Origin of the sequence: Montanilutibacter psychrotolerans, from assembly GCF_003719825.1 — a bacterium.
Taxonomy (GTDB): Bacteria; Pseudomonadota; Gammaproteobacteria; order Xanthomonadales; family Xanthomonadaceae; genus Montanilutibacter; species Montanilutibacter psychrotolerans.
This window is the reverse complement of the sequence record NZ_RIBS01000008.1, coordinates 48,870-74,046: the sequence shown is the minus strand read 5'-3', so window position 1 is coordinate 74,046 and position 25,177 is coordinate 48,870. Positions and strand designations below refer to the sequence as shown.

Annotated in this window: 18 protein-coding genes; 11 read left to right on the top strand and 7 right to left on the bottom strand. The window is 68.9% G+C overall.

What is annotated here, in order from left to right:
- The first annotated feature begins 30 nt into the window (after nucleotides 1–30).
- From oleD to ubiB, 4 genes are all read left to right on the top strand, one after another.
- The gene (oleD, locus tag EER27_RS14585; protein WP_123088869.1) at nucleotides 31–1,041 is read left to right on the top strand and encodes a 2-alkyl-3-oxoalkanoate reductase; all 1,011 of its coding nucleotides are present in this window, start codon (nucleotides 31–33) and stop codon (nucleotides 1,039–1,041) included.
- A 62-nt stretch (nucleotides 1,042–1,103) separates the two neighbouring features.
- Nucleotides 1,104–1,262 carry a DUF1328 domain-containing protein gene (locus tag EER27_RS14580; protein WP_123088868.1) on the top strand — a complete coding sequence of 53 codons (159 nt, stop codon included), beginning with the start codon at nucleotides 1,104–1,106 and terminating at the stop codon, nucleotides 1,260–1,262.
- A gap of 187 nt (nucleotides 1,263–1,449) precedes the next feature.
- Nucleotides 1,450–2,115 carry a ubiquinone biosynthesis accessory factor UbiJ gene (locus tag EER27_RS14575; RefSeq protein WP_123088867.1) on the top strand — a complete coding sequence of 222 codons (666 nt, stop codon included), beginning with the start codon at nucleotides 1,450–1,452 and terminating at the stop codon, nucleotides 2,113–2,115.
- Nucleotides 2,112–3,791 carry a ubiquinone biosynthesis regulatory protein kinase UbiB gene (ubiB, locus tag EER27_RS14570; RefSeq protein ID WP_123088866.1) on the top strand — a complete coding sequence of 560 codons (1,680 nt, stop codon included), beginning with the start codon at nucleotides 2,112–2,114 and terminating at the stop codon, nucleotides 3,789–3,791. Before EER27_RS14575 ends, ubiB begins: the two co-directional genes overlap by 4 nt.
- Before the next feature lie 137 nt (nucleotides 3,792–3,928).
- On the opposite strand, the gene EER27_RS14565 is transcribed toward ubiB, so the two are convergent.
- Nucleotides 3,929–5,725, bottom strand: a complete 1,797-nt coding sequence (locus tag EER27_RS14565) for a DUF885 domain-containing protein (protein WP_223807360.1) — start codon at nucleotides 5,723–5,725, stop codon at nucleotides 3,929–3,931.
- 190 nt (nucleotides 5,726–5,915) lie between these two features.
- On the opposite strand from EER27_RS14565, the gene EER27_RS14560 reads away from it, so the two are divergent.
- Nucleotides 5,916–6,488, top strand: a complete 573-nt coding sequence (locus tag EER27_RS14560) for a hypothetical protein (RefSeq protein ID WP_123088864.1) — start codon at nucleotides 5,916–5,918, stop codon at nucleotides 6,486–6,488.
- Nucleotides 6,489–6,587: 99 nt separating this feature from the next.
- On the opposite strand, the gene EER27_RS14555 is transcribed toward EER27_RS14560, so the two are convergent.
- Both EER27_RS14555 and EER27_RS14550 read right to left on the bottom strand, forming a co-directional pair.
- Nucleotides 6,588–7,484 (bottom strand): transglutaminase-like domain-containing protein, encoded by an 897-nt coding sequence (locus EER27_RS14555; RefSeq protein ID WP_190285821.1) that lies wholly within the window; start codon nucleotides 7,482–7,484, stop codon nucleotides 6,588–6,590.
- A 127-nt stretch (nucleotides 7,485–7,611) separates the two neighbouring features.
- Complete coding sequence (locus EER27_RS14550; protein WP_123088862.1) at nucleotides 7,612–9,897, bottom strand: S9 family peptidase; 2,286 nt, start codon at nucleotides 9,895–9,897, stop codon at nucleotides 7,612–7,614.
- A gap of 306 nt (nucleotides 9,898–10,203) precedes the next feature.
- On the opposite strand from EER27_RS14550, the gene uvrD reads away from it, so the two are divergent.
- Nucleotides 10,204–12,381 carry a DNA helicase II gene (gene uvrD / locus EER27_RS14545; RefSeq protein ID WP_123088861.1) on the top strand — a complete coding sequence of 726 codons (2,178 nt, stop codon included), beginning with the start codon at nucleotides 10,204–10,206 and terminating at the stop codon, nucleotides 12,379–12,381.
- Nucleotides 12,382–12,457: 76 nt separating this feature from the next.
- Nucleotides 12,458–14,095 (top strand): SDR family NAD(P)-dependent oxidoreductase, encoded by a 1,638-nt coding sequence (locus EER27_RS14540; RefSeq protein WP_425480851.1) that lies wholly within the window; start codon nucleotides 12,458–12,460, stop codon nucleotides 14,093–14,095.
- A 220-nt stretch (nucleotides 14,096–14,315) separates the two neighbouring features.
- Here EER27_RS14540 and EER27_RS14535 read toward each other — a convergent pair whose 3' ends face one another.
- Nucleotides 14,316–14,771: a GNAT family N-acetyltransferase gene (locus EER27_RS14535; protein WP_123088902.1), complete on the bottom strand. Its 456-nt coding sequence runs from the start codon at nucleotides 14,769–14,771 to the stop codon at nucleotides 14,316–14,318.
- A 5-nt stretch (nucleotides 14,772–14,776) separates the two neighbouring features.
- Nucleotides 14,777–15,082, bottom strand: coding sequence for a DUF2782 domain-containing protein (locus EER27_RS14530; protein WP_123088860.1), 306 nt, complete (start codon nucleotides 15,080–15,082; stop codon nucleotides 14,777–14,779).
- 159 nt (nucleotides 15,083–15,241) lie between these two features.
- On the opposite strand from EER27_RS14530, the gene polA reads away from it, so the two are divergent.
- Together polA and EER27_RS14520 are read left to right on the top strand one after the other, a co-directional pair.
- Nucleotides 15,242–18,010, top strand: a complete 2,769-nt coding sequence (gene polA, locus EER27_RS14525) for a DNA polymerase I (RefSeq protein WP_123088859.1) — start codon at nucleotides 15,242–15,244, stop codon at nucleotides 18,008–18,010.
- A gap of 406 nt (nucleotides 18,011–18,416) precedes the next feature.
- Nucleotides 18,417–18,911 (top strand): DUF421 domain-containing protein, encoded by a 495-nt coding sequence (locus EER27_RS14520; protein ID WP_123088858.1) that lies wholly within the window; start codon nucleotides 18,417–18,419, stop codon nucleotides 18,909–18,911.
- A 50-nt stretch (nucleotides 18,912–18,961) separates the two neighbouring features.
- Here EER27_RS14520 and hemF read toward each other — a convergent pair whose 3' ends face one another.
- Nucleotides 18,962–19,900 carry an oxygen-dependent coproporphyrinogen oxidase gene (gene hemF, locus EER27_RS14515; protein ID WP_123088857.1) on the bottom strand — a complete coding sequence of 313 codons (939 nt, stop codon included), beginning with the start codon at nucleotides 19,898–19,900 and terminating at the stop codon, nucleotides 18,962–18,964.
- A 154-nt stretch (nucleotides 19,901–20,054) separates the two neighbouring features.
- On the bottom strand, nucleotides 20,055–22,463 hold the full coding sequence (locus tag EER27_RS14510; RefSeq protein ID WP_123088856.1) for a S9 family peptidase: 2,409 nt from the start codon (nucleotides 22,461–22,463) through the stop codon (nucleotides 20,055–20,057).
- A 220-nt stretch (nucleotides 22,464–22,683) separates the two neighbouring features.
- On the opposite strand from EER27_RS14510, the gene EER27_RS14505 reads away from it, so the two are divergent.
- On the top strand, nucleotides 22,684–24,129 hold the full coding sequence (locus tag EER27_RS14505; protein WP_123088855.1) for a cytochrome ubiquinol oxidase subunit I: 1,446 nt from the start codon (nucleotides 22,684–22,686) through the stop codon (nucleotides 24,127–24,129).
- The gene (cydB, locus tag EER27_RS14500) at nucleotides 24,126–25,139 is read left to right on the top strand and encodes a cytochrome d ubiquinol oxidase subunit II (protein ID WP_123088854.1); all 1,014 of its coding nucleotides are present in this window, start codon (nucleotides 24,126–24,128) and stop codon (nucleotides 25,137–25,139) included. Before EER27_RS14505 ends, cydB begins: the two co-directional genes overlap by 4 nt.
- The last annotated feature ends 38 nt before the right edge of the window (nucleotides 25,140–25,177 follow it).

The following is a 25,177-nucleotide window of genomic DNA, read 5'->3' as shown; positions in this document are numbered from 1 at the left end:
GGCACAACGGCAAACGAACAGCGGGTACCCATGAAGATCCTCGTGACCGGTGGTGGTGGTTTCCTCGGGCAGGCGTTGTGCCGCGGTCTGCGCGCGCGCGGCCACGAGGTCGTCAGCTTCAATCGCGGGCGTTACCCCGCGCTCGATGCGATCGGCGTGACCCAGGTGCAGGGCGATCTCGCCTCGCGCGACGCCGTGGTCGCGGCGGCACAGGGGTGCGAGGCGGTGTTCCACAACGCGGCCAAGGCCGGCGCGTGGGGCAGCTACGACAGCTACCACCAAGCCAACGTGGTGGGCACCGACAATGTGCTGGCGGCCTGCCGCGAGCACCGTATCGCCAGGCTGGTCTACACCTCGACACCCAGCGTGACCCATCGCGCCACGCACCCGGTCGAGGGCGGCACTGCCGACACCGTGCCGTACGGCGAGGGCTTCAAGGCGCCGTACGCGACCACCAAGAAGATCGCCGAACTGGCAGTGCTGGCCGCCAACGACGCGTCGCTTGCGACCGTCGCGTTGCGCCCGCGCTTGATCTGGGGCGTGGGCGACAACCAGCTGCTGCCGCGCCTGGTCGAACGCGCCAACGCCGGGCGACTGCGCCTGGTCGGCGATGGCAGCAACCTCGTCGATACCACCTACATCGACAACGCGGCCCGGGCGCACCTGGATGCGTTCGACGCGCTCGCTCCGGGCGCGGCCTGCGCGGGGCGCGCGTACTTCATCAGCAACGGTGAGCCCAGGACGATGCGCGAGACGCTCAACGGGCTGCTGGCGGCAGTCGGCGCGCCGCAGGTCGACAAGACCGTTCCATTCCGTGTCGCCTACGCGGCCGGCGTGCTGTGCGAAGGGCTGTGGCATGTCCTGCCGCTCAAGGGCGAACCGCCGATGACGCGCTTCCTCGCCGAGCAACTGGTGACCACGCACTGGTACAACATGGGACCGGCGCGGCGCGACTTCGGCTACGTGCCGCAGGTGTCCTTTCACGAAGGCCTCATGAGGCTGAAGGGCGCCCATCACGAACCGGTCGCCATCACGAGTTGATGACCGCGCACTGGCGAATCTCGATGCTGCAAACGGGGCAACGAGCCCCTCTGGAGGTCGCCATGCTGCACTACGCCGTCGTATTCCTGGTTGTCGCGATCATCGCCGCCGTCCTCGGCTTCGGTGGCATCGCAGGTGCCGCAGCGGGTATCGCCAAGATCCTGTTCGTGGTGTTCCTCGTGCTGGCCGCCATCGCCTTCTTCCGTGGCAGGAAGGTCTGACTCCGATCGCAACGCGCGAGCCTCCCGGGGCCGCGCGCACCGTCGCCCGCCTGCCGATCGGCCCGGATTGCCAGAACCCGTGCCGCCGGCAGGCGGGTGGCGTTGGACGAATCCGGTCGAAGTGCCCGACCCGGCGTGACAGGTTCGGCACGTCAAGCCCGGCGGCGCGGGCCGTTAGAATGCCGGCATGACCGCACCGACCCCACATCCCCTCACTGCGCTGAAATCGCTGGCCGGGCGCGTGCTCGAGGCCGCGCTGAACCGCGCGCTGGCGCTTGATCCCGACACCCGTGATGGCCTGCGCGCACTCGACGGGCGCCGTGTCGCGCTGCATGTGGCGGCGCCTCCACTGGCGCTGCAGGTAACCGTCGCCGGCGACCGTCTCGCGGTGGGGCCGGTCGATGGCGCCGAACAACCCGACCTGTCGGTGCGCAGCACCCTGGGCGCGCTCTTCTCGCAGTTGCCGTTCCTGCGCAACGACGACGCGCCGCCGGTCGGCAAGCTGCGTATCGAGGGCGATGCCGATCTTGCGCGACGTCTGCAGAAGCTCGCCACGCGTTTCGATCCGGACTGGCAACAGCCCTTCGTCCAGGCATTTGGCGAGGTGATTGGCGTGCAACTGGCCGATGCAATCGGCGCCGGACTGCGCCATGCGCGCGATGCCGCGGGCGCGTTTGCCGGCAACGCCGCCGAATTCGTGACCGAGGAATCGCGTGACGTGCTCGGCAAGGCCGAGCTCAATGCGTTCTTCGACGACGTCGACACCCTGCGCGACGACGTGGAGCGCATCGCGGCACGTGTCGCGCGCATCCGCGCTCGCGTCGACGCCGCCAGCGCCGGAGGCGCGGCATGAGGTCGGCGCTGCGCGCCTGGCGCATCGGCCGGGTGCTGTTGCGCTATCGCCTCGACGCGCTGCTCGACGACACCCCGGTCGAACGCTGGCTCAAGCTCGCGCGGCCGTTCGTGCCGCGCGCCTCGGCCGAGATCGAGGCGATGTCGCCCGGTGCGCGGCTGCGCCTGGCATTGCAGGAGCTCGGTCCGATCTTCGTCAAGTTCGGGCAGATCCTCTCCACCCGTCGCGATCTGATTCCCGCCGATGTCGCGGTCGAGCTGGCGCTGCTGCAGGACCGCGTCGCGCCGTTCGACGGCGAGGCCGCGCGTGCGATCGTCGAACGTGCGCTCGAACGTCCGGTCAGCGAGGCCTTCGCATCGTTCGACACCACGCCGCTGGCCTCGGCCTCGATTGCGCAGGTGCACGCCGCGACGTTGCCGCCGGTCGACGGCGCGCCACCGCGCGAGGTGGTGGTCAAGGTGCTGCGGCCCGACATCGAGAAGCAGATCGCCGGCGATATCGCCCTGCTCAACGCGTTGGCCACGGTGGTCGAACGTGCGCACCCCAACGCCGACAAGATCCGCCCGCGCGAAGTGGTCGCCGAAATCGAGAACACGCTCGCCGCCGAGCTGGACCTGCAGCGCGAAGGTGGCAACGCCAGCGTGCTGCGGCGGTTCTGGCTCGACAGCGACGACCTGTACGTGCCGGAGGTGATCTGGTCGCACACCGCCGAACGCGCGCTGACGCTGGAGCGCGTGCGCGGCATTCCCTCCGACGACATCGCCGCGCTCGACGCCGCCGGCATCGACCGAAGCGCGCTGGCCGCCAAGGGCGTGCGCGTGTTCTACACGCAGGTGTTCCGCGACAACTTCTTCCACGCCGATGCGCACGCCGGCAACATCTGGGTCGACACCGACCCCGCGCGACGCACCAACCCGCGCTTCATCGCGCTGGATTTCGGCATCATGGGCCAGCTGTCGGACGAGGATCAGTACTACCTCGCCGAAAATTTCATGGCGATCTTCAACCGCGATTACCGTCGCATCGCCGAGTTGCACGTGCGGGCCGGCTGGATGCCCGCGCACACGCGCATCGACGAGCTCGAGGCCGCGGCGCGCGCGGTCTGCGAACCCTACTTCACGCGCCCGCTCAGCGAGATCTCGCTGGCCGAGGTGCTGGTCAAGCTGTTCCGCACCGCGCAGCGCTACGAGCTGACGCTGCAGCCGCAGTTGATCCTCCTGCAGAAGACCCTGCTCAACATCGAAGGCGTCGGTCGCCTGCTCGATCCGAAACTCGACATCTGGGCCGTGGCGCGGCCGGTGCTGCAGAAGATCCTGGTCGAGCGCTACAGCCCGCAGCGCCTGGCCAGCGAGTTCCGCAAGCGACTGCCGGAGCTGATCACCCACGCGCCGGAAATGCCGCGGCTGCTGCACGCCTGGCTGGACCAGCAGGTCAGTGGCGGGCACGAGCTCAAGATGCGCTCGGACGACATGGCCGAGCTCACGCGTTCGGTCAAGGACGCGACGCGACGCGCGGTCGCGGCCATCCTTGGCACCGGCCTGCTGATCGTGGCGGCCGTGCTGTACGGGTTGGAAGCCGGCGGTCCGCGCTTCGTCGGAGTGCCTGCGTCTTCGTGGATCGCCGGGCTCGGCGGCCTCTGGGCGCTGCTGGCAGCCTGGCCGTGGCGGCGCGCTTGAGGCCGCGAGATCAGTAGCGAAACCGGCGCCGGCCCGTTCCGATCAGTGACCACCCGCCACTTTCGCGGCGGGTGCGCGGCACCGGTGCACGCGCCTTGGGTTCGCCGGCAAAGTGCGGCGAACCCAGGCAGCCCGGCCTACCTGGCCTTCATCGCCGGCACGAACTCCTCGCGCACCGCCTTGGCCAGCAGGTCCGGCGGTAGCAGGCCCTGGTCCAGCAGGAAGTCATTGAACGCGCGACGGTCGAACTTGTCGCCAAGCGCCAGTTCGGTTTCCGCGCGCAACTGCAGGATGCGGCTGTAGCCGTAGAAGTAGCTGCCGGCCTGGCCGGGCGCGTTGACGGTGTAGCGGTCGATTTCCTGGCGGGCCATCGCCTTGGACAGGCCCACCTCCTCGATGAGCACCTTCAGCGCCGTCTCGCGGTCGGTCAAGCCGAGGTTGAGCATCGGGTCGAGCATCGCGCGCGCGGCACGCAGCAGGCGAAACTGCAGTGCGAACAGCTGGCCGTCGAGTGGCTCGTAGGGAACCATCTCGGCTTCGGCGTACAGCGCCCAGCCTTCGACGTTGACCGAGTTGAACGCGTACAGCGTGCGCGCCAGCGACACGCCGCGCTCGACCATCGCGGTGAACTGCAGCTCGTGGCCAGGGCGGCCTTCGTGCGCGGTCAGCGTCCACGCCACCGACGGGAAGTTGAAGTCGTCGTAGGCGCCGTCCTCGCCGGCATTGGGGTTGCTCAGCGGGAGCACGAACGTGCCCTGCTGGCCGGTGTTGCCCACCAGCGGCGCCGGCACCAGGTGCGGTGCGGACTGCGCGGCGCTTTCGGCCGGGGTGCCCAGGCGCATCTGCATGGGCCGCTGCGGCAGCGCCACCACATTGTGCTGCGCGATCAGGCGGTCGATCTCGGGCATCACCACGTTGCGGTAATGCGGCTCGATCTGGTCGTTGCGCAGTTGCGGCTGCTTGAGCGCGCGCATCACATCGAAGTAGCCGGTCTGGGTCAGGCCCTTCTCGCGCGCGACCAGGGGTGCGAGCTGCTGCATTGCCGCGCGTGTTTCCATGAAGCCGACCTGCGCGCGCTGGATCAGCAGGCGCGGGTCGATGTCGATGCCGACGTTCTTGAGCTGCAGCGCGTACAGCTCGGTGGGCAGCTTGTAGTCGGTGCGCGCGGTCGGCACCACTTCGGCCTTCGACCAGGCGGCGTAGTCGCCCAGCTGCTTTTCCAGCGCGGCCAGTGCGGGCTCGGCGCCTTCGATCTTGTACTGGGTGAACAGCGCACGGATGCCGCTGATGTAGGTCGGCACGTTGTTGATGCCCTGCTCGACCTCGATCTTCGTGGGCGCCAGCAGGCCGGCCTGGTTGCGCTCCTCGTAGCGGGCACGGGCCAGGGTGGCGGTCGCGGTGCTGCCTTCGGCCATCCCCACGTAGCGTTGCAGGCGCAGCAGCGCCTTGGCGCGCCGCTCCGGCGCCACCTGTTCGGACAGCAGGCCCTTGATGCCCTGGAACACCACCTGGCCCACGTCGGCCCAGGGTCGCACGAGGCGTTCGTTGACTTCGCTGGCCTCGATCGCGTCATCGGATGCGCGCAGCAGGATCGCCAGGTCCTGGCGCACGTTGGGGTCCGTCTCGGCGGCCAATCGGGCCTGCAGCTGGGTCCGCGCGGCGGCGGTGGCCTCGCGGTAGCGGCGGGCGTACTCGGGGCCGTAGTCGGACACCTGGTCATCGAAGCCCGACACGCCGATGGACGACAAGAGCTCTGGCTGGAACGGTGCCTGCGCGAGCAGCAGCACCTGCGCGTGCTCGTTGCTGCGGGTGACCCAGGCGGGCGCGGGCTTGGATGCCACGGCGGTCGGCGTGGGCGTTGTGGTCGCCTGCGCGAAGGCGGCGGTGGGCGCGAGCAGCGCCAGCGAGATCGCGAGGACGAGCGGCTTGGTCATGGGAAGGGCCTGCGGGAAAGTGTTTGAAGCATCGCCGCTGGCAGCCGCGCTCACCATCCGTCGAAGGTCACAGGGCCGGTTGGCCGTGTCGTGGCAGCGCCGCGGCGCGAGTTGGGTCGCGTCGGGAGCGAAGACGCGCGGACGTTGTGATAGATAGAAACCTGACGCCCAATCTGCCAAGGACAACGCGATGGCCTGCTTCCCCAAGATCGACAAGCCGTGCCCGCTGGACATCGACGCGCAGCGCCGCCTGGACGGCTACTGCGGCCATTGCAGCACCGAAGTGCATTCGCTGGACGCGATGGACGACGCACAGCGCCGTGCGCTGCTGCAGGCCGCCAGCGGCCCGATCTGCGTCAGCTACCGCACCGCCGCGCGCCGTCCGCCGCCGCACCGGGTTGCCGGCTATGGCCTGGCGATCGCCGCAACGCTGGTGTCCGGCGCGGCGATGGCCAATCCGCCGACCCCGCAGACGGCGCAGACACCGGTAGCGCAGGCGAGCCTGTTGAGCCAGGACCCGGAACAGCTGGAGGTGGTGATTGTTGGCGGCGTCAGCGACCCGCAGGACGCCGGCTGGGTCGACGACGGCAGCACCCCGGAGCTGCCGCAGCTCACTGGCGAGGCATTGCGCGAGGAAATCGCGCAGGCGCAGGACCTGGAACAAGTCGTGGTGATCGGCGGTGGCATCAGCGATCCCGGAAACGCGGAGTGGGTCGATGACAGCGACCTGCCGGCGTTGCCGACGGAACCGGCGGGACGCTGATCACGGCGTCGCGGGCGCAGGCCGGCGGCTTCCGGGACGCGTTCGGCGCTGGCGCGTTCAACATGCCAGCGCGCGTGCCCCTTCTGCGGCGTACCCCGGCTACGGCGCGGGTGAGGGATCCGGTGCCGGTGCTTCCTCGGGCGCCACGATGCCGGCGGCGTCGACGATGCGCAGCCGGGCAATCGCACGCGTGACGGCCGGCAGGCCGTCGGTACCGCCATCGCCGACGAACAACGCGATGTGCCCGGCATCGAAGCGACCCAGCCCGGCGTCGTAGCTGCGCCAGCGCTTGCCGTCCCAGGCCTGGACCCAGACGTGCGGGCTGAACACGTGGCTTTCGCCGGTGAATCGGCTGGAGTAGGCGATGCCGTACGCGAGTCGCGTCGGGATGTCGCGCGCGCGCCCCAGGGCCGCCAGCAGCACGGCAAACTCGGTGCAGTCGCCGCCGCGGGTGCGCAGCGCCGTCACCGCGTCGTGGTAGCCGTTGAAGTCGGTTGGCCCGGTCATGTGCTTCTGCACTGCGTCGGCCAGCGCACGCATGCGGTGGTCGACGTCGTTGCCGCGCGCCACGTGCGTACGCGCAAACGCGCGCACTTCGCGGGCATCGCTTTGCACCCAGGCGTTGGGGGCCAGGTACGTCGCCAACGTCGCGGCGTCCGGTGCCGGTTCGATACCGCAGTCACGGCACACCGTCAGCGTGGTCATCTCGATGCCGTCGCGGACCACCTGTTCGCCCGTCATCGGCCAGCGCCACGTGAGCGCGGGCGTCAACGCGAACCGGTAGCGGATCGTGCCGGCCAGCGCTTGCGCGGACATCCGGTACGGCGACTTCACCAGCAGCGATCGCACGAGTTCGCGTGCGTCGGCATCGGTGCGGCTGCCCGTGGCGGCGGCGGGCACGGCGGCAGGCGGTGGCGCGTCGGTGGCGTGTGCGGATGCGGCGGCCAATGCCAGCAGCATCACGGCGTGTCGAAGGCGTGGCGTGGTGGGCTTCAAGCGATGTTCCATTCCGGCGCGGCGCGATGCCGCTGGTTCAAGGTGCTGGATGCGACCGGGTGTGAACCCACCCGGTCGGCGCGGGAGCAAGCATCTGCTCACTCGCGCGCGACGCGCCTTCCGTGCCTCACTTTTCGCCGAGGCAACGGCCGAAGAAATCCTCGGTCAGGCGCAGGCGGTGCAAGAGGTCGCGGCCCTTGAGGCCGTGCTTGGCGCCCGGATAGGTCATCAGCTCGAACGGCTGGCCACGCTGCTGCAACGCGCTCATCAGCACGGTCGAGTTGGTGAACAGCACGTTGTCGTCGGCCATGCCGTGGATCAGCAGCAGCTTGGCCGCGTTGTCGCCCACCAGGCCGTCGACGTGCTCCAGCACGCGGCCGATGCGATAGCCCTCGACGTTCGCGGTCGGCAGGTTCATGTAGCGCTCGGTGTAGTGCGTGTCGTAGAGCGCCCAGTCGGTGACCGGCGCGCCGGCGGCGCCGCACGCGTACGCCTTGTTGCCCTGCGCCAGCAGCATCAGCGTCATGTAGCCGCCGTTCGACCAGCCGTACACGCCAATGCGCGAGGCGTCGACCCAGGACTGCGAAGACAGCCACTTCACGCCTTCCAGCTGGTCGGCCACCTCCACCGTTCCCTGCTCGCCGTACAGCGCGCCGCCGAACGCCGCGCCGCGCCGCGGGGTGCCGCGGTTGTCCAGCGAGAACACCACGTAGCCCTGCTGGGCCAGGTACTGGTTGAAGTCCGGCGCCCAGGTGCGCTTGACGGTCTGCGCGGCCGGGCCGCCGTAGACACTGACCACCACCGGGTAGCGCTTGGCCGGGTCGAAGCCGGTGGGCTTGATCAGGCTGTAATGCAGCGGCGTGCTGCCGTCGGCGGCGGTGAGCGTACCGAACTCGATCGGGCGGTGCGCCGCACGGTAGGGCGCGTACGGGTGCGCGGGGTCGTCGAGGCGGTTGTCGACCAGCGTGGCCAGCAGCGAGCCGTCGTTGCGGAACAGCTGCAGCTGCGGCGGGGTCGCCGGGTTCGACCAACTGTCGACGAACACGCTGGCGTTGCTGGCGAAGCTTGCCGCGTGGAAGCCATCGTCGCGGCTGATGCGTTGCACCGCGCCGCCGGCCAGCGGCACGCGGTAGACCTGCATGTCCAGCGGGGAATCCTTGCCGGCGCTGAAGTACACCTGGCCGCCGGCCTCATCGAGCGAAAGCACCGCGTCGACCGGCCAGTCGCCCGACGTCAGCGCGCGCGCACTGCCATCGCCCTCGATCAGGTACAGGTGTTCGAAGCCGCTGCGCTCGCTGCCCCACAACATCCGCCCATCCTTGAGGAAACGCAGGTTGTCGTGCAGCGGTACCCAGGTGCGGCTGGTCTCGGTGGCCAGCACGCGCTGGCGACCGCTGGCCAATTCGGCCTCGATCAACTCAAGCAGTTTCTGGTCGCGCGACTGGCGCTGGAACGTGAGGCGCTGCGGATCGCGCCAGTCGACGCGCGCGAGGTAGATGTCCGGGTTGGCGCCCAGGTCGATCCAGGCCGGCTTCGCACCCGCACGCGGCGCGATCGTCGCCAGCTGGACGCGCACGTTCGCATCGCCTGCGGCCGGATAGCGCTGCTCGACCACGTCGGTGCGGTCGGGGTAGACCTCGTAGCGCTTCTGCACCGGAACGCCGCTTTCGTCGATGCGCGCGAACGCGATGGCCGAATCGTCCGGTGCCCACCAGTAACCGGTGTGCCGGTTCATTTCCTCGTCGGCGACGAACTCGGCGACGCCGTTGCCGATCGTGTCGCTGCCATCGGTGGTGAGCTGCACGGACTTGCCGCTGGCCAGCTCGATCACCCACAGGTTGCGCTCGCGGATGAAGCTGACGTAGCCGCCCTTGGGCGAGATCTTCGGGTCGGTGGCGAACCCTTCGCCGTGGGTGAGCTTGCGGACCGCGTCCTTGCCGGGCTTGCCCAGGTCGTACAGGTACAGCTCGCCGCCGAGCGGGAACAGCAGCGACGTCGCGTCGGGCGACCACTGGTAATCGACGATGCCGCTCAGCGCGGCGATGCGCTGGCGTTCGCGGCGCGCCTTCTCCTCGTCGCTGAGGACTTCGGTCCCGGGCAGCACGACGTCGGCGTCAACCAGCATCACGGTGGCTCCGCTGGCGATGTCGTAGGCCCACAGGTCCAGGCGGTTGCGGTCGCTCTGCTTGCCGCGCAGGAAGCCCACGCGGCTGCCGTCGGGCGCGATGCGCGGTTTGATCAGGCTGGGGCCGGAGAGCGGGGCATCGCCGGCGAGCGCGGCGAGGGTGAGCTTGCCGGTGGCGGGGCGGGCGTCGACCGGCGTGGCCGGGGTATTGGCGGCGAGGGCTGTGGGCACGAGGTTCGAGAGCACGATCAGGGAGGCGAGGGCGGGCGAGGTCCAGCGTCGGGTCATGGTGCGGTCGGCCGGTTGGGTCAAGGAATGGATGGTGCCGGAGCAGGGGCCGAGTGTAAGCCCAGCCGGCGCGGTGCCCGGTGCCGATCCAGCTTTCTACCCCGGCATCCGCCACAACCAGGCCCAGCGGCGGCCGCCCATCCCCGGCGGTGGCGGCTGTAATGACGGGCGCGTGCGACGCGCTGTTCATCATCGTCGCGCCCGGCGGCGTCGGGCGGTTCGTCGGGGAAAGCAAACGTGAAGCGCCACACGCGCGGGAGCGTCCGACCTCGCAGCCACGACGACGGCGCCCGGTAGAATGGGCGGATGGATGTCTCTCACCTGCTCGACGCGCTGAACCCCGCGCAACGCGAGGCCGTCAGCGCGGCGCCCGGCCACTACCTAGTGCTCGCCGGCGCCGGCTCCGGCAAGACCCGCGTGCTTACCCACCGCATTGCCTGGCTCAATGAAGTCTTTGGCGTGCCCACCCACGGCATCCTCGCGGTGACGTTCACCAACAAGGCCGCCGGCGAGATGCGCCAGCGCGTCGACCTGCAATTGCGCAACGGCGCGCGCGGCATGTGGATCGGCACCTTCCACGGGCTGGCCCACCGCCTGCTGCGCCTGCACTGGCAGGACGCGAAGCTGCCCGAAGGTTTCCAGGTGCTGGACTCGGACGACCAGCTGCGCCTGGTCAAGCGCGTCGTCCAGGCGCTGGAGCTCGACGACACGCGTTTCCCGCCGCGCCAGATCGCCTGGTGGATCAACGCCCAGAAGGACGAGGGCCGCCGTCCCGACAACATCCAGGGCGGCCAGGACGAGTGGGGCGACGTCATGCGACGTTGCTACGCGGCCTACCAGGAGCGCTGCGAGCGCGCCGGCCTGGTGGACTTCGCCGAGCTGTTGCTGCGCGCGCACGAACTGTTGCGCGACAACCCCGCACTGCTCGCGCATTACCGTCAGCGCTTTCGCGAGATCCTGGTCGACGAGTTCCAGGACACCAACGCCATCCAGTACGCGTTCGTGCGCGTGCTGGCCGGCGACAGCGGCAAGGTGTTCGTGGTCGGCGACGACGACCAGGCGATCTACGGCTGGCGCGGCGCCAAGGTCGAGAACGTGCAGCGCTTCCTCAAGGACTTCCCGGGCGCGCAGACCATCCGCCTGGAGCAGAACTACCGCTCCAGCGCCAACATCCTCGATGCCGCCAACGCGGTGATCGCCCACAACCCCGACCGCCTCGGCAAGAAGTTGTGGACCGACACCGGGCAGGGCGAACCGATCGACCTGTATGCGGCCTACAACGAGATGGACGAGGCGCGCTTCGTGGTCGAGCGCCTGCGTCAGTGGGTGCGCGATGGCGGCAGCCACGGCGACGTCGCCATCCTGTACCGCAGCAACGCGCAGTCCCGCGCGTTTGAAGAGGCGCTGATCGGTGCCCAGGTGCCGTACCGCGTGTACGGCGGCCTGCGATTCTTCGAACGCGCCGAGATCAAGGACACGCTGGCCTATCTGCGCCTGGTGGCCAACCGCAATGACGACGCCGCCTTCGAACGCGCGGTCAACACGCCGGCGCGCGGCATTGGCGAGCGCACGCTCGACGAAGTGCGCCGCCGCGCGCGGGCCGACGGCGCGCCGCTGGCAGTGGCCGCCGGTTGGCTTGCCGCCGAGCCGGTACTGGCGGCACGCGCCCGCAACGCACTGGCCGGTTTCCTGAAGCTGGTGGACGATCTGGAAGGCGAGCTGGCGGCGATGCCGCTGCAGGAAAAGATCGACCACGTACTGCAGCGCTCCGGCCTGCGCGAGCATTACGCCAACGAGTCGCGCGGCCAGCTCGATTCGCGCACCGACAACCTCGACGAACTGGTTTCGGTGGCGTCACGCTTCACCCGCGGCGACGAGGAAGACGCTGCGGCGATGCCGGAGTTGGTCGCGTTTCTCAGCTACGCCTCGCTGGAAGCCGGCGAGGGCCAGGCGCGCGCCGACGAGGACGGTGTGCAATTGATGACGCTGCACAGCGCCAAGGGCCTGGAGTTTCCGCTGGTGTTCCTGGGCGGCCTGGAGGAGGGCCTGTTTCCCAGCAACAAGTCCACCGAGGAATCCGGCCGCCTCGAAGAGGAACGTCGACTTGCCTACGTCGGCATCACCCGTGCGCGCGAGAAGCTGGTGCTGAGCTACGCCGAGTCGCGCCGCATCCACGGCATGGACATGTACGGCATGCCGTCGCGGTTCCTGCGCGAGATCCCGCCGTCGTTGCTGAACGAGGTGCGGCCGAAGGTGCAGGTGTCGCGGCCGATGTTCAGCCCGCAACCGCGCCGCGATTTCGGGCACGCCGCGATCGAGGCCGCGCCGGTCAAGCTCGGTGCGCAGGTGCGTCATCCCAGCTTCGGTACCGGCACGGTCACCGACTACGAAGGCAGCGGCGCGCACGCCCGCGTGCAGGTCAACTTCGACGACGCCGGCAGCAAGTGGCTGGTGCTCGCGTACGCCAACCTGCAACCGGCCTGAGTGTCGCGCGCGGCGGCCGTCGTGCCGCCGCGTGCACAACCCGTTCCCACGCAACACCCCCACGCATTCGTCACGGATCACCGCCTTGAACACCCCGCACGACAACCCGCCACCCACCGGCGCGGACGAAGCCGCTACCCCGCAACCCCTCTCCGACGAGCAGTTGCAGCAGCGCCTGGCCGCGGCCACCGATGCGCTCGAACTGGTCGCCGCCGACCACTCGCTGCTCGAGCGCCTGCCCGCCGAGCAGCGTCAGCGCCTGCAGCGCGCGGTCGCCGGCGTCTACCATCCCGATCCGGTCGCGCGCCGCAATCGGCTCAAGGCGGCCGAACGCGAGCGCAACGCCGCGCAGATCCGTCATGACGACGCGCTGCTGGACAGCACCGGCATTCGCGAGCTGCGCCGCAAGCCGGTGTTCACCGCCAGCAACTACTTCCCGCCAAGCGGCTTCGAGGCGCGCGACATTCCGCCCGCCGAAGACGCCGCGCACATCGGCCGGCGCGAGTCGATCGAGCTGCAGCACTGCTATGTGTGCAAGCAGAAGTACACGTTGATCCACCACTTCTACGACCAGATGTGTCCGACCTGCGCGGACTTCAACTTCGCCAAGCGCACCGAGCTGGCCGACCTGCATGGCCGGGTGGCATTGCTGACCGGCGGCCGCGTCAAGATCGGCTTCCAGACCGGCCTGAAGCTGCTGCGCTGTGGCGCGCACCTGATCGTCACCACGCGCTTCCCGCGCGATTCGGCAATGCGCTACGCACAGGAGCCCGACTTCGACCAGTGGGGACATCGACTCGAGATCTTCGGTCTGGACCTGCGCCACACGCCCAGTGTCGAAGCGTTCTGCCGTGGCCTGCTGGCCACCCACGAACGCCTGGACTTCATCGTCAACAACGCCTGCCAGACCGTGCGTCGTCCGCCGAGCTTCTACGCGCACATGATGGACGGCGAGCGCGCCGCCCTGTCGGCCGCGCCCGCCGAGGTGCGCAACATGCTCGGTCGGTACGAAGGCATGCGCGAGGGCGGCATCGGCCTGCCCTCGGACGGCGCCAGCGCCGAGACCGCGGCCAGCGTGCTCGGCCAGGTCATTTCCGCCGCGCCGGGCCTGACGCACGCGGCCGAACTGTCGCAGCTGCCGTTGATGCCCGATGAGCTGGTGTCCCAGCCGCATCTGTTCCCGGAGGGTCGCCTCGACCAGGACCTGCAGCAGGTCGATCTGCGCGATCGAAATTCCTGGCGCCTGCTGATGCACGAGGTGCCGTCGGTGGAGTTGCTGGAAGTGCAGCTGGTCAACGCCATCGCGCCGTTCCTGCTCAACGCCCGCCTCAAGCCGCTGATGCTGCGCACGCCCGGCCGCGATAAGCACGTGGTCAACGTGTCGGCGATGGAGGGGCAGTTCTATCGCAACTTCAAGACCACCCGCCACCCGCACACCAACATGGCCAAGGCCGCGCTCAACATGATGACGCGCACCTCGGCGGCCGATTACCACGGCGACGGCATCCACATGAACAGCGTCGACACCGGCTGGGTGACCGACGAAGATCCCGCCGAGCTCGCCGCGCGCAAGACGCTGGAAGAGCGCTTCCATCCGCCGCTCGACATCGTCGACGGCGCGGCGCGCATCCTCGACCCGATCATCGACGGCATCAACACCGGCAACCACCTGTGGGGCCAGTTCCTCAAGGACTACCGGCCGACCGACTGGTGAGATCGGAACAAGGACCGGCAGCGTGATTGCCGGCCCGGGATGGCGCCTGATGCTGGCGCCGGGGTGGGGAGTTTTCACCCGCAACGGTGCCAGCGAAAAACGGGTCCTGTGAAAAGCGCCGCGCCTTGAGCTTCGGTCGACCTGCGCTCTTCTGTCGTAGCGGCCGGAGCGGTTCTCGATGGGTATTGCTGTGCTCAGCCCATCCTGCGAGGGCGCGCGCTCAACCCAGCGCGATGCCGAAATGGAAGGCCTCGATGCGCAGGCCTTCGCGCAGGTAGAAGGCATGGGCGTGCTGGCGCTGCGTGCCCGAGTCCAGCTGCAGGCGCGTGCAGCCAAGCCTTCGCGCCTCGTCCTTGAGCCAGTCGAGCATCGCCTTGCCATGGCCGCGACTGCGGGCTGCCGCGTCGGTGACGAGGTCGTCGACGTAGACGTGCCGGCCGACGGCGAGCATTTCCAGGACACGCCAGCAGGCGAACGCACGCGGTTCGCCGTTTTCGTCGTACAGCACCGTGGCGCGGCACCCGTCGTCGATCTGGCGAAGCATCTGGGCGACGAAACGGTCTTCGTCGAACTCGGGCCGCAGCTGCGACACCAACGGCCAGGTCGCGCGCAATGCGGTTTCGTCGTGTGCGTTGCGGATACCGGGCGTTGCGGTTGCGGTGTCGCTGTCGATCATTGCCGTCACCATTCAAACAACTTGAAGTACACCGGCGCGATGGGAGCATCGCCCTGGCGGCTGTCGAGACGGCCGTCGCCGTCGTGGTCGATCAGATAATAAGTGGGTCCGACCCGCTGGATCACCTTGACCACGCGCAGCTGGCCGACGATCCGGTACTCCTCGATCACGTCGCCGTTGTCGATGTTGCGGGTGGTGACCTCCGCGCCCTGCAGGTTGGCGGTGGGGTCGTCGTTGCCGCGCATGCTGGCGCAGCCGTTGGCGAGGGCCAGCAGCAACACCAGCGGCGCGATGGATGCGGCGGTACGCATGGCCGTGCTCCTGGGCATGGGGTTTCAGGATAGCGCGCTGCCGTGAAGCTTTTGCGCAGCCGGCTGACCGTTGCGCCCGGATGCCACATGGCGCACGGGCGCGGGACGTGGCCGCAAGTCGCCCGCACCGCGCAGGGTGCACCACGTAGAATTGCGCTCATGAAAAGACTCGTGCTGATCGACGGTTCCAGCTACCTGTACCGCGCATTCCATGCGTTGCCGCCACTGAGCAACGACGCCGGCGAACCGACCGGCGCCCTGTTCGGCGTGGTCAACATGCTGCGCGCCACGCTCAAGGAACAGCCCGACTACGCCGCCTTCGTGGTCGACGCGCCCGGCAGGACGTTCCGCGACGACCTCGACGAGCAGTACAAGGCGAATCGACCGCCGATGCCCGACGACCTGCGCTCGCAGGTACAGCCGATGTGCGACATCGTGCATGCGCTTGGCATCGACATCCTGCGCGTGCCCGGCGTCGAAGCCGACGACGTGATCGGAACGCTGGCGGTGCAGGCCGTGGCGGCCGGAATCGACGTCACCATCTCGACCGGCGACAAGGACTTCGCCCAGTTGGTCAGGCAGCAGGAAGGCGGCCCCGGCATCGCGCTGGTCAACACGATGAGCGGCAGTCGACTGGACTCCGATGCGTCGGTGATGGCCAAGTTCGGCGTACGCGCCGACCAGATCATCGACTACCTGTCGCTGATGGGCGACAGCGTCGACAACATCCCCGGGGTCGACAAGTGCGGACCCAAGACCGCGGCCAAATGGCTGGCCGAATTCGGCACGCTGGACGCGGTGATTGCCAACGCCGATGCGATCAAGGGGAAAATCGGCGAGAACCTGCGCGCCGCCCTGGTGCGCCTGCCGTTGAACCGCGAACTGGCAACCATCCGCACCGACGTCGCGCTGGAGCAGGCGCCCGACCAGCTGCTGCTTCGCCAGCAGCAGGTCGATGCGCTGAGCGGCCTGTACGCGCGCTACGGCTTCAAGCAGGCGCTGCGCGAGCTGGGTGGCACGGCCGCCACCGCCGACGGTGGTGGCGTGCGCAACACCGCTGCCGGCTACGCGCGCTCGGTCGCGCCGGCGGAGGACGTGCCCGACGCGGCGCTGTCGGCGCCCGGCGAGTACGACATGGTGGTCACCGACGAACAGCTCGACGCCTGGTGCGCACGCCTGCAGGCCTGCGACGAGTTCGCGTTCGATACCGAGACCGACTCGCTCGACGCGATGCGCGCCAACCTGGTTGGCCTGAGCTTCGCAACCGAGCCCGGCAAGGCGTGCTACATCCCGGTGGGCCACGATTATCCGGGGGCGCCGACGCAGCTGCCGCGCGAACATGTGCTCGATGCGCTGCGCGGCGTGTTTGCCGACCCGGGCAAGCGCAAGCTTGGCCAGCACGGCAAGTACGACCTGCACGTGCTGCGTCGCCACGGCATCGAGGTCAACGCCTACGCCGACGACACGATGCTGGAGAGCTTCGTGTTCAACGCCACCGCCAGCCGCCACGACATGGATTCGCTGGCCAAGCGGTACCTGGGCTACGACACCATCAAGTTCAGCGACGTTGCCGGCAAGGGCGCCAAGCAGATCCTGTTTTCACAGGTCGCATTGGACGACGCCACCCGCTACGCGGCCGAGGACGCGGACATCACCCTGCGCCTGCACCGCGTGCTGTCGGCGCGGCTGGCCGGCGAGCCCTCGCTGGGGCCCGTGTACCGCGACATCGAGATGCCGCTGGTGCCGGTGCTGGCGCGCATCGAGGCCAACGGCGTGCTGATCGATGGCGCCGAGCTGCGCCGGCAGTCGGCGGACCTGGGCCGGCGCATGCTTGCCGCCCAGCAGAAGGCCACCGAGCTGGCCGGCCGCACGTTCAACCTCGATTCGCCCAAGCAACTGGGCCAGCTGCTGTTCGACGAGCTCAAGCTCCCGGCACTGGTGAAGACGCCGGGCGGGGCGCCGTCGACCAACGAAGAGGCGCTGGAGGCGATTGCCGACCAGCACGAACTGCCGCGCGTCATCCTCGACTACCGCGGCCTGGCCAAGTTGCGCAGCACCTACACCGACAAGCTGCCGGAGATGGTCAACCCCGACACCGGGCGCGTGCACACCAGCTACCACCAGGCGGGCGCGGCGACCGGTCGCCTGGCATCCAGCGATCCGAACCTGCAGAACATCCCGATCCGCACCGACGATGGCCGACGCATCCGCACCGCGTTCGTCGCACCGGCGGGCCGAAAGATCGTCGCCTGCGACTACTCGCAGATCGAGCTGCGGATCATGGCGCACCTGTCCGAGGACCCCGCGTTGCTGCGTGCGTTCGCATCCGGCGCCGACGTCCACCGCGCGACGGCGGCCGAGGTGTTCGGAAAGTCCATCGACCAGGTGGACCCCAACGAGCGCCGCGCCGCCAAGGCGATCAATTTCGGCCTGATGTACGGCATGAGTGCCTTCGGCCTGGCCAAGCAACTGGGCATCGGCCGTGGCGAGGCGCAGGACTACATCGCGCTGTACTTCAGCCGGTACCCGGGCGTGCGCGAGTTCATGGAGCGCACCCGGCAGGACGCGCGCGAGAAGGGCTACGTCGAGACCGTGTTCGGTCGCCGGCTGTACCTGGAGAACATCGCCGCACGCAATCAGGGGCTGCGCGCCGGCGCCGAGCGCGCCGCGATCAACGCGCCGATGCAGGGCACCGCCGCCGACATCATCAAGCGGGCGATGATCGCCATCGACGCCTGGCTGGCCGGGCAAGGCGGTCAGGCGCTGATGGTGCTGCAGGTGCACGACGAACTGGTGTTCGAGGCTGATGCGGATTTCGTGCCAACCCTGCTCGAGGAAGCCGGGCGACGAATGGTCGCTGCCGCCGACCTGCGGGTGCCTCTGGTGGTCGACAGTGGCGTCGGCGACAATTGGGAAGAAGCGCACTAAACACGGAAGATGAACGCGTGTTTGCCGAAGATGTCGGAGTGAATCGCTCCTGAACCCAACATTTTCTTAACTCTCATCTTCACGAACTATCCATGGATATGGTGGTCATATAGGCCGCGACAGATGCAACGTCTGTCGCTGATCTCTCCCTCCCCTGGAGTGATCCCGGAGCGACGGCCCCTCCCCAGGCCCCGCTCCACCAGCCCCGCCGGCCCCCCCTGCCAGCGGGGCTTTTTATTGCCTGCGGTTTGCCGGGAATTCGCCTGCGCTTTGCCGCGCGTTGCTGCGATGGATTGCGTCGGCACAACGTCGCACCGGCAATCGACAGCGCGCGTTTGCATCGCACTCACGCCTGTCTTGCTGCGATCGGCGGACTGCCGCCGTCGTGGTGGATGGGAGACGCTGGATGGAACCGTCCTCGATATGGGAACCGAGCCTGCCGTGGTGGGAGCTGGTGCTGCGCCCGATGGCGGTGTACCTGGGCGTGATGCTGTTGCTGCGCATGTCGGGCAAGCGCGCGGTCGGGCAGATGACGCCCTTCGACCTGGTGCTGTTGATCCTGATCGGCAACGCGGTTCAGAACGGCCTCAACGGTGGGGACAACTCGCTGACCACGGCGCTGGTGCTGTCGTTGTGCCTGCTTTCGCTGAACTATGCGGTGGCCTGGCTGTCGGCGCGCAAGCCCGCGGCTCGCCGCCTGATCGAGGGCGAGCCGGTGGTGCTGGCGCGCGATGGCCACGTGTTCCAGCAGGTCCTGCGGCGCGAGCTGGTCAGTCGCGCCGATTTCGACGAGGCGATGCGTGAATCCGGTTGCGGCGATCTTGCCCGCGTCCGATTGGCGTTGCTGGAAACCAACGGGCGGATCAGCATCGAGCTGCGCGACGACGACGAGGCACCCTGACTGCCCGCGCATCGTGGGCGCTGCGCCCCGCGGTGAGCCCAGCGCGACGCTCAGGCCAGTTCGGACAGCCAGTCGCGCGGGCGAAGGTAGTCGGCCAGCCGCGCTTCGGCGCTGCCGGGCTCCGGCGTAAACCCGTACTCCCAGCGCACCAGCGGCGGCAGGCTCATCAGGATCGATTCGGTGCGGCCGCCCGACTGCAGGCCGAACAGCGTGCCGCGGTCGAACACCAGGTTGAACTCCACGTAGCGACCGCGCCGATAGAGCTGGAACGCGCGTTCGCGCTCGCCGTACGGCAGGCCGCGGCGACGATCGACCAGCGGCAGGTAGGCATCCAGGAAGCCGTCGCCGACCGCGCGCTGGTAGGCGAAGTCGCGTTCGAAGTCCCCGTGCAGGTCATCGAAGAACAGCCCGCCAACGCCGCGCGTCTCGTTGCGGTGCTTCAGCAGGAAGTACTCGTCGCACCAACGCTTGTGCGCGTCGTAGCGATCGCTGCCGCCGAACGGCTCGCACAGCGCGCGGGCGGTGCGGTGCCAATGCAGCACGTCCTCGTCGAACGGGTAGAACGGGGTCAGGTCGAAGCCGCCACCGAACCACCAGGCGACGGTCTGGCCATCGCGCACCGCGCGAAAGTGGCGCACGTTGGCGTGGGTGGTCGGCAGGTAGGGGTTGTGCGGGTGAAACACCAGCGACACGCCGACCGCACGCCACGAGGCGCCGGCCAGTTCCGGGCGCGCGGCGCTTGCCGACGGTGGCAGCCGCGTGCCGGAAACGTCAGAGAAGCCGATGCCGGCCTGCTCGAACACGTTGCCGCCGCGCAGGATGCGCGTGCGGCCACCGCCGCCTTCTTCGCGTGTCCACGCATCCTCGACGAACCGCGCACCGCCGTCGGCGGTTTCGATCGCTGCGCAGATGCGGTCCTGCAGACCGGTGAGGTAGTCGCGGACGCGCTCGAAGCTGTCGGCCGCGGGAAGGCTGGCGGTATCGGTCATGGCGCGCATTGTAGTGGCGCGCACCGCAGATGCCGCTTTCCGCGGCCGGCTGGCGCGTTGCCACCGTCGTGCGAGGGCAGGCGGACGAGCACGGTGTCGAGCGCGTTCCTCATCGTTGCGATGGCGCGTTCAGCCGGCCCGGCGCCGGCCGGACTCACTTCAACGTCTTTTCGAACAACTCGTGGATGCGCCGGTACTCGTCGTACCAGCTGTCGGGGTGGGTGAAGCCGTGGCGTTCAAGCGGGTAGCTGGCGAGTTCCCACTTGTCCTTGCGCAGCTCGATCAGCTTCTGGGCGAGCATCACCGAGTCCTTGTAGAACACGTTGTCGTCGATCATGCCGTGGGCAATCAGCAGGTGATCCTGCAGGCCGCTGGCGTACTCGATCGGCGACGATTTCGCGTACGCCTGCGGGTCCAGCAGCGGCGTGTTGAGGATGTTGGCGGTGTACTCGTGGTTGTATTGCGACCAGTCGGTGACCGGGCGCAATGCGGCGCCGGCCTTGAACACGCCGGGCTTGCGGAACAACGCCATGAACGTCATGAAGCCGCCGTAGCTGCCGCCGTAGATGCCGGCGCGGTCGCGGTCGCCCTGGTGGCTCTCGACCAGCCAGTCGAGGCCGTCGAGGTAGTCCTCGAGTTCCGGGTGCCCCATCTGGCGATAGATGTCGGTGCGCCAGTCGCGGCCGTAGCCTTCCGATGCGCGGTAGTCGAGGTCGAGCACCACGTAGCCTTCCTGGACCAGCAGGTTGTGGAACATCTGCTCGCGGAAGTAGTTCGGGTAGCGCTCGCTGACGTTCTGCAGGTAGCCGGCGCCGTGCACGAACATCACGATCGGGTACTTGCGGCCCGGTTCGTGCACCTTGGGGCCGTAGAACTTGCCCCAGACCGTGCCCGCGCCGTGGCGGCTGGGCACCTGCACGGTCTCGGGCTGGATCCACTCGCGCGCCTTGAACGCGTCGGTGCGCGTGTCGGTGAGCTGGCGCGCGTCGCCGCCGCTGGATGCCACCACCGACAGCTGCGGCGGCAGGTAGCTGCGCGAATGCCGCACCAGCAGCGCGCTGCCATCGGGCGACAGGCTGAAGTCCTCGACGCCATCGAGCCGTGTGACCTCGCGCACCTCGCCGCCGTCGCGGTCGACCGCGCAGACCTCGTAGTCGCCGGGGCGGGCGCGGTTGCAGGTGAAGTAGAACGTGCGGCCATCCGCGCCAAGCTGCGGCGTCGACGCCTCCCAGCGGCCCGAGGTCAGCGCGCGCGGCGCGGCGCCGGACTGGCTCAGGTAAAGGTGCGAGTAGCCGCTGTGCTCGGACAGGAACCACAGCGCGTTGCCGCCGTCCGCGGTCGTCCAGCCGAAGTCGTTGAAGTTCCAGTTGATCCACGCCGGATCGGTGAGGCGGTGGCGCGGTTGCAGGCGCGCGCCGGCCAGGTCGAGCGTGGCGATCCAGCGGTCCTTGTTGTCCACCGCGCGCAGCATCACCGCGACCTCGCGGCCGTCATCGCTCCAGTGGATGGCCGGGCCCGTGCCGTCGCCGTCGGTTTCGATGCGCACGGCGCGATCGCCCTGCAACGGGTCGGCCTTGGCCGCCTTGCGCATCGCCGCCAGCGGATCCTCGGCGATCCCCGGCAACGTACCGAAGCCGACCTTGCGCGCGGTTCCGGCGGACGCGTCGACCAGCCACAGCGTGTGCGGCAACGGCGCGTTGCGGCCCACGCGGGTGCGGACTTCCTCGAACTCCTCGTAACCCGATTCGGTCACGTACTTGGGCATCTTGCCGTCCTGCCCGCCGTCACCGTCCTTCTCCTGGGTGACCACGAGCAGCCAGCGCGCGTCGGGCGACAGGGCGCTGTCGACGATCTCGACGTCTTCGCCCAGGTAGGCCGGTACCGGCGCGCGGCTGGGATCGGCGTCGCGCCAGGCGGCGTCCTGGTCACGGGCGGCCTCGCGGCGCGCCTTGTCGTCCTTGAGCGTGCGGATCATCGCCAGCTGCCGGTCGCGCAGGTCGTCGGGCTTGGGTGCGGCCGCCGGGTCCTTCTCGGCCTTGACCACCGCGGCCTGGCTCACGCTCTGTCCGGCGCGCCACTGGTACCAGAGGTTGTCGACCCGGAACACGAGGTTGCCGTCGCGACTCCACTGCGGCAGCGCCTCGGTGTCGTTGCTGCGCGTGACCTGGGTCAGCGCGCCGCTGCGCAGATCGCGAACGAACACATCGCCGTTGCGCACGAACGCCATGCGCGTGCGCTGCGCGTCGTAGGCGGGATTGGCCGCGTCTAGGTCGGAGCGCGCCGAGCCGTCCAGTCGCGCGGCCGTGCCGCCGGCGACCGCCTGCTGCCAGGTGTCGCGGACCGTCGCGCCCTCGCGCTTGAGCAGGTACTGCGCACGCTGTCCGTCCCACGACCACCAGGCCTGTTCGACCGGCGAGCCGATCCAGTCCGGGTCGGCCATCGCCTGTTCCAGGCTGATCGCCAGCGGGCCTGCGGTGGCGGTCCGGGGAGCGGGGTCCTGGGCGTGCGCGGAGGCGGCGAGCAACAGGAGCGAGACAGCAAGCGAGACCGGGGACAGGCGCATCGAGGGGCCGGGCGTTAGGGAAACCGGCCGCAGCGTAGCAGCCCGCCGCTGTGCGCAATCGGGCCATCGGTCATGCCGTCACCTTGGCTGAAAGGCCCCAGTGGCGGCGTTCCTGGCACTGATGCGCAGATTGGGGAGGGCAACTGATGCTGTTCCTCGCCTACGCTGCGGCGCACAATGCCCGGCGCGGCGACATCCCGCGCGCCGCGGAGATAGCGGCGTGGATGCATTGATGCTTTCGCGGATCCAGTTCGGTTTCGTGATTTCCGCCCACATCCTGTTCCCGGCCTTCACGATTGGCCTGGCGAGCTGGTTGGCGTTCCTCGAATGGCGCTGGCTGCGCACGCGCGACGGCCTGTGGCGCGACCTGTACTTCTTCTGGCTGAAGATCTTCGCCGTGTCGTTCGGCATGGGCGTGGTCTCGGGCATCGTCATGAGCTTCCAGTTCGGCACCAACTGGGCCGTGCTCAGCGAGAAAGCCGGCAATATCCTCGGCCCGCTGCTGAGCTACGAGGTGCTGACTGCGTTCTTCCTCGAGGCGACCTTCCTGGGCGTGATGCTGTTCGGTTGGAAGCGCGTGCCGCCGAAGCTGCATTTCTTTGCCACGTGCATGGTGGCGCTGGGCACGCTGATCTCGACGTTCTGGATCATCTCGGCCAACAGCTGGATGCAGACGCCGGCGGGCTACACGCTGACCGCCGACGGCGTGTTCGAGCCGGCCAGCTGGTGGGCGATCGTGTTCAACCCGTCGTTCCCGTACCGGCTGTCGCACATGGTGCTGGCGGCGTTCATCACCACGTGTTTCGTGATCGGTGGCGTCAGCGCCGGTTACCTTCGGCGCGGTGTGCACGTCGAGGCGGCGCGGCGGATGCTCAAGGCCGCCGTGGTGTTCGCGGCGATCACGGTGCCGCTGCAGGTGTTTGTCGGCGACCTGCACGGGCTCAACGTGGGCAAGTACCAGCCGGTCAAGCTGGCGGCGATGGAGGCGCACTGGGAATCGGAAGGCGAGGGCCACGGCGTACCGCTGGTCGTGTTTGCCTGGCCCAACGAGAAGGAAGAACGCAACGACTACGAGATCGCGATTCCCCGGCTGGGCAGCGTGATCCTGACGCACACGCTCGATGGCGAGATCCAGCCGCTGAAGGCGGTGCCGGCCAGCGAGCGACCGCCGGTGAAGCCGGTGTTCTTCGCGTTCCGGGTGATGGTCGGGCTGGGCACGGCCATGCTGCTGCTGGTGCTGGCATCGCTGTGGGCGTGGCGCCGCGGTGGGTTGTTCGCACCGGGCGCAACGGGACCGGGCAGCGCCTTGGCGCGCTGGGTGCTGCAGGGCTGGCGCGTGCTGACGCTGTCGGGCTTCGCGGCGATCCTCGCCGGCTGGTACGTGGTCGAGATCGGGCGCCAGCCGTACGTGGTGTACGGCCTGCTGCGCACAGCCGATGCGGTGACGCCGACGCTGGCGCCCGGCAGCGTGGCGTTCTCGTTGTTCGTGTTCGCCGCGGTCTACTTCACCGTGTTCGGCGCCGGGCTCTGGTACCTGGTCAAGCTGGTGCGCAAGGGCCCGCAGCCGCACGAGCCGGCGCCCGACACCGAGCACGGCGACAAGACCCCGGCACGGCCGTTGTCGCTGGTCGACAACGCCATCGACGCGACGGAGACCCGCCCATGAGCCTGGAAACCGTGCTGCCCGTGATCTGGTTCGGCGTGATCGGCTTTGGCGTGCTGATGTACGTGTTGCTCGATGGCTTCGTGCTGGGCCTGGGCATCCTCGCGCCGTTCGCCGAGGACGAAGCGCAGCTCGATCACATGATGAACACCGCCGCGCCCATCTGGGACGGCAACGAAACCTGGTTGGTGCTGGGCGGCGCGGGGCTGCTGGCGGCGTTCCCGAAGGCATACGCGGTGGTGCTGTCGGCGCTGTACCTGCCGGTGCTGATGATGCTGATCGCGCTGGTGTTCCGTGGGGTCGCGTTCGAGTTCCGCTTCAAGGCCACCCGCGCCAAGCCGGCGTGGGGCGCGGCGTTCGCGCTGGGTTCGATGTTCGCCGCGTTTGCCCAGGGCGTGATCCTGGGGGCACTGGTCGAAGGCATGCCGCTGCAGGGCGGCAAGTACCTCGGCGGCGCGTTCGGCTGGTTCAGCCCGTTCTCGATGCTGACCGGGGTGGCGGTGGTGTTCGGCTACGCGCTGCTGGGCAGCACCTGGCTGGTGCTGAAGACCGAGGGCCCGCTGCAGGCGATCGCGCGCACGTTGACGCGGCCGCTGGTGCTGGTGGTGGTCGCGTTCATGGGCTTGGTCAGCGCGTGGCTGCCGTTCCTGGACTCGCGGATCATGGCGCGCTGGTTCGAGGACGGAAATTTCTGGTGGCTGGCGCCCGTGCCGCTGCTGGCGCTGGCCAACGCCTTTGCGCTGTGGCGCGCCGCGATGCAGCACGACCGTGATGCGGCGCCGTTCCTGTTGACGCTGTGCTTCTTCGCGCTGGGCTTCGCCGGGCTGGTGCTGGGCATCTGGCCGAACATCGTGCCGCCGGGGCTGAGCATCTGGGACGCCGCCTCGCCGCCGTCCTCGCAAGGCTTCGTGCTGGCGGGGCTGGTGGTGCTGCTGCCGGCGATCCTGGGCTACACGTGGTGGTCGTACAGCGTGTTCAAGGGCAAGGTCGCCGCCGACGCCGGCTACCACTGATCGGTGCCAGCGCCACCGGTCCGGGCCGCCGGCCCGGT

Excerpts from the sequence above, each read along its gene's own strand:
- uvrD (WP_123088861.1), top strand. The coding sequence starts at position 10,204 with ATGGATGTCTCTCACCTGCTCGACGCGCTGAACCCCGCGCAACGCGAG.
- EER27_RS14560 (WP_123088864.1), top strand. The coding sequence starts at position 5,916 with ATGGCCTGCTTCCCCAAGATCGACAAGCCGTGCCCGCTGGACATCGAC.
- EER27_RS14520 (WP_123088858.1), top strand. The coding sequence starts at position 18,417 with ATGGAACCGTCCTCGATATGGGAACCGAGCCTGCCGTGGTGGGAGCTG.
- EER27_RS14510 (WP_123088856.1), bottom strand. The coding sequence starts at position 22,463 with ATGCGCCTGTCCCCGGTCTCGCTTGCTGTCTCGCTCCTGTTGCTCGCC.
- EER27_RS14575 (WP_123088867.1), top strand. The coding sequence starts at position 1,450 with ATGACCGCACCGACCCCACATCCCCTCACTGCGCTGAAATCGCTGGCC.
- ubiB (WP_123088866.1), top strand. The coding sequence starts at position 2,112 with ATGAGGTCGGCGCTGCGCGCCTGGCGCATCGGCCGGGTGCTGTTGCGC.
- EER27_RS14535 (WP_123088902.1), bottom strand. The coding sequence starts at position 14,771 with ATGATCGACAGCGACACCGCAACCGCAACGCCCGGTATCCGCAACGCA.
- EER27_RS14530 (WP_123088860.1), bottom strand. The coding sequence starts at position 15,082 with ATGCGTACCGCCGCATCCATCGCGCCGCTGGTGTTGCTGCTGGCCCTC.
- polA (WP_123088859.1), top strand. The coding sequence starts at position 15,242 with ATGAAAAGACTCGTGCTGATCGACGGTTCCAGCTACCTGTACCGCGCA.
- cydB (WP_123088854.1), top strand. The coding sequence starts at position 24,126 with ATGAGCCTGGAAACCGTGCTGCCCGTGATCTGGTTCGGCGTGATCGGC.
- hemF (WP_123088857.1), bottom strand. The coding sequence starts at position 19,900 with ATGACCGATACCGCCAGCCTTCCCGCGGCCGACAGCTTCGAGCGCGTC.
- EER27_RS14565 (WP_223807360.1), bottom strand. The coding sequence starts at position 5,725 with ATGACCAAGCCGCTCGTCCTCGCGATCTCGCTGGCGCTGCTCGCGCCC.
- EER27_RS14550 (WP_123088862.1), bottom strand. The coding sequence starts at position 9,897 with ATGACCCGACGCTGGACCTCGCCCGCCCTCGCCTCCCTGATCGTGCTC.
- oleD (WP_123088869.1), top strand. The coding sequence starts at position 31 with ATGAAGATCCTCGTGACCGGTGGTGGTGGTTTCCTCGGGCAGGCGTTG.
- EER27_RS14580 (WP_123088868.1), top strand. The coding sequence starts at position 1,104 with ATGCTGCACTACGCCGTCGTATTCCTGGTTGTCGCGATCATCGCCGCC.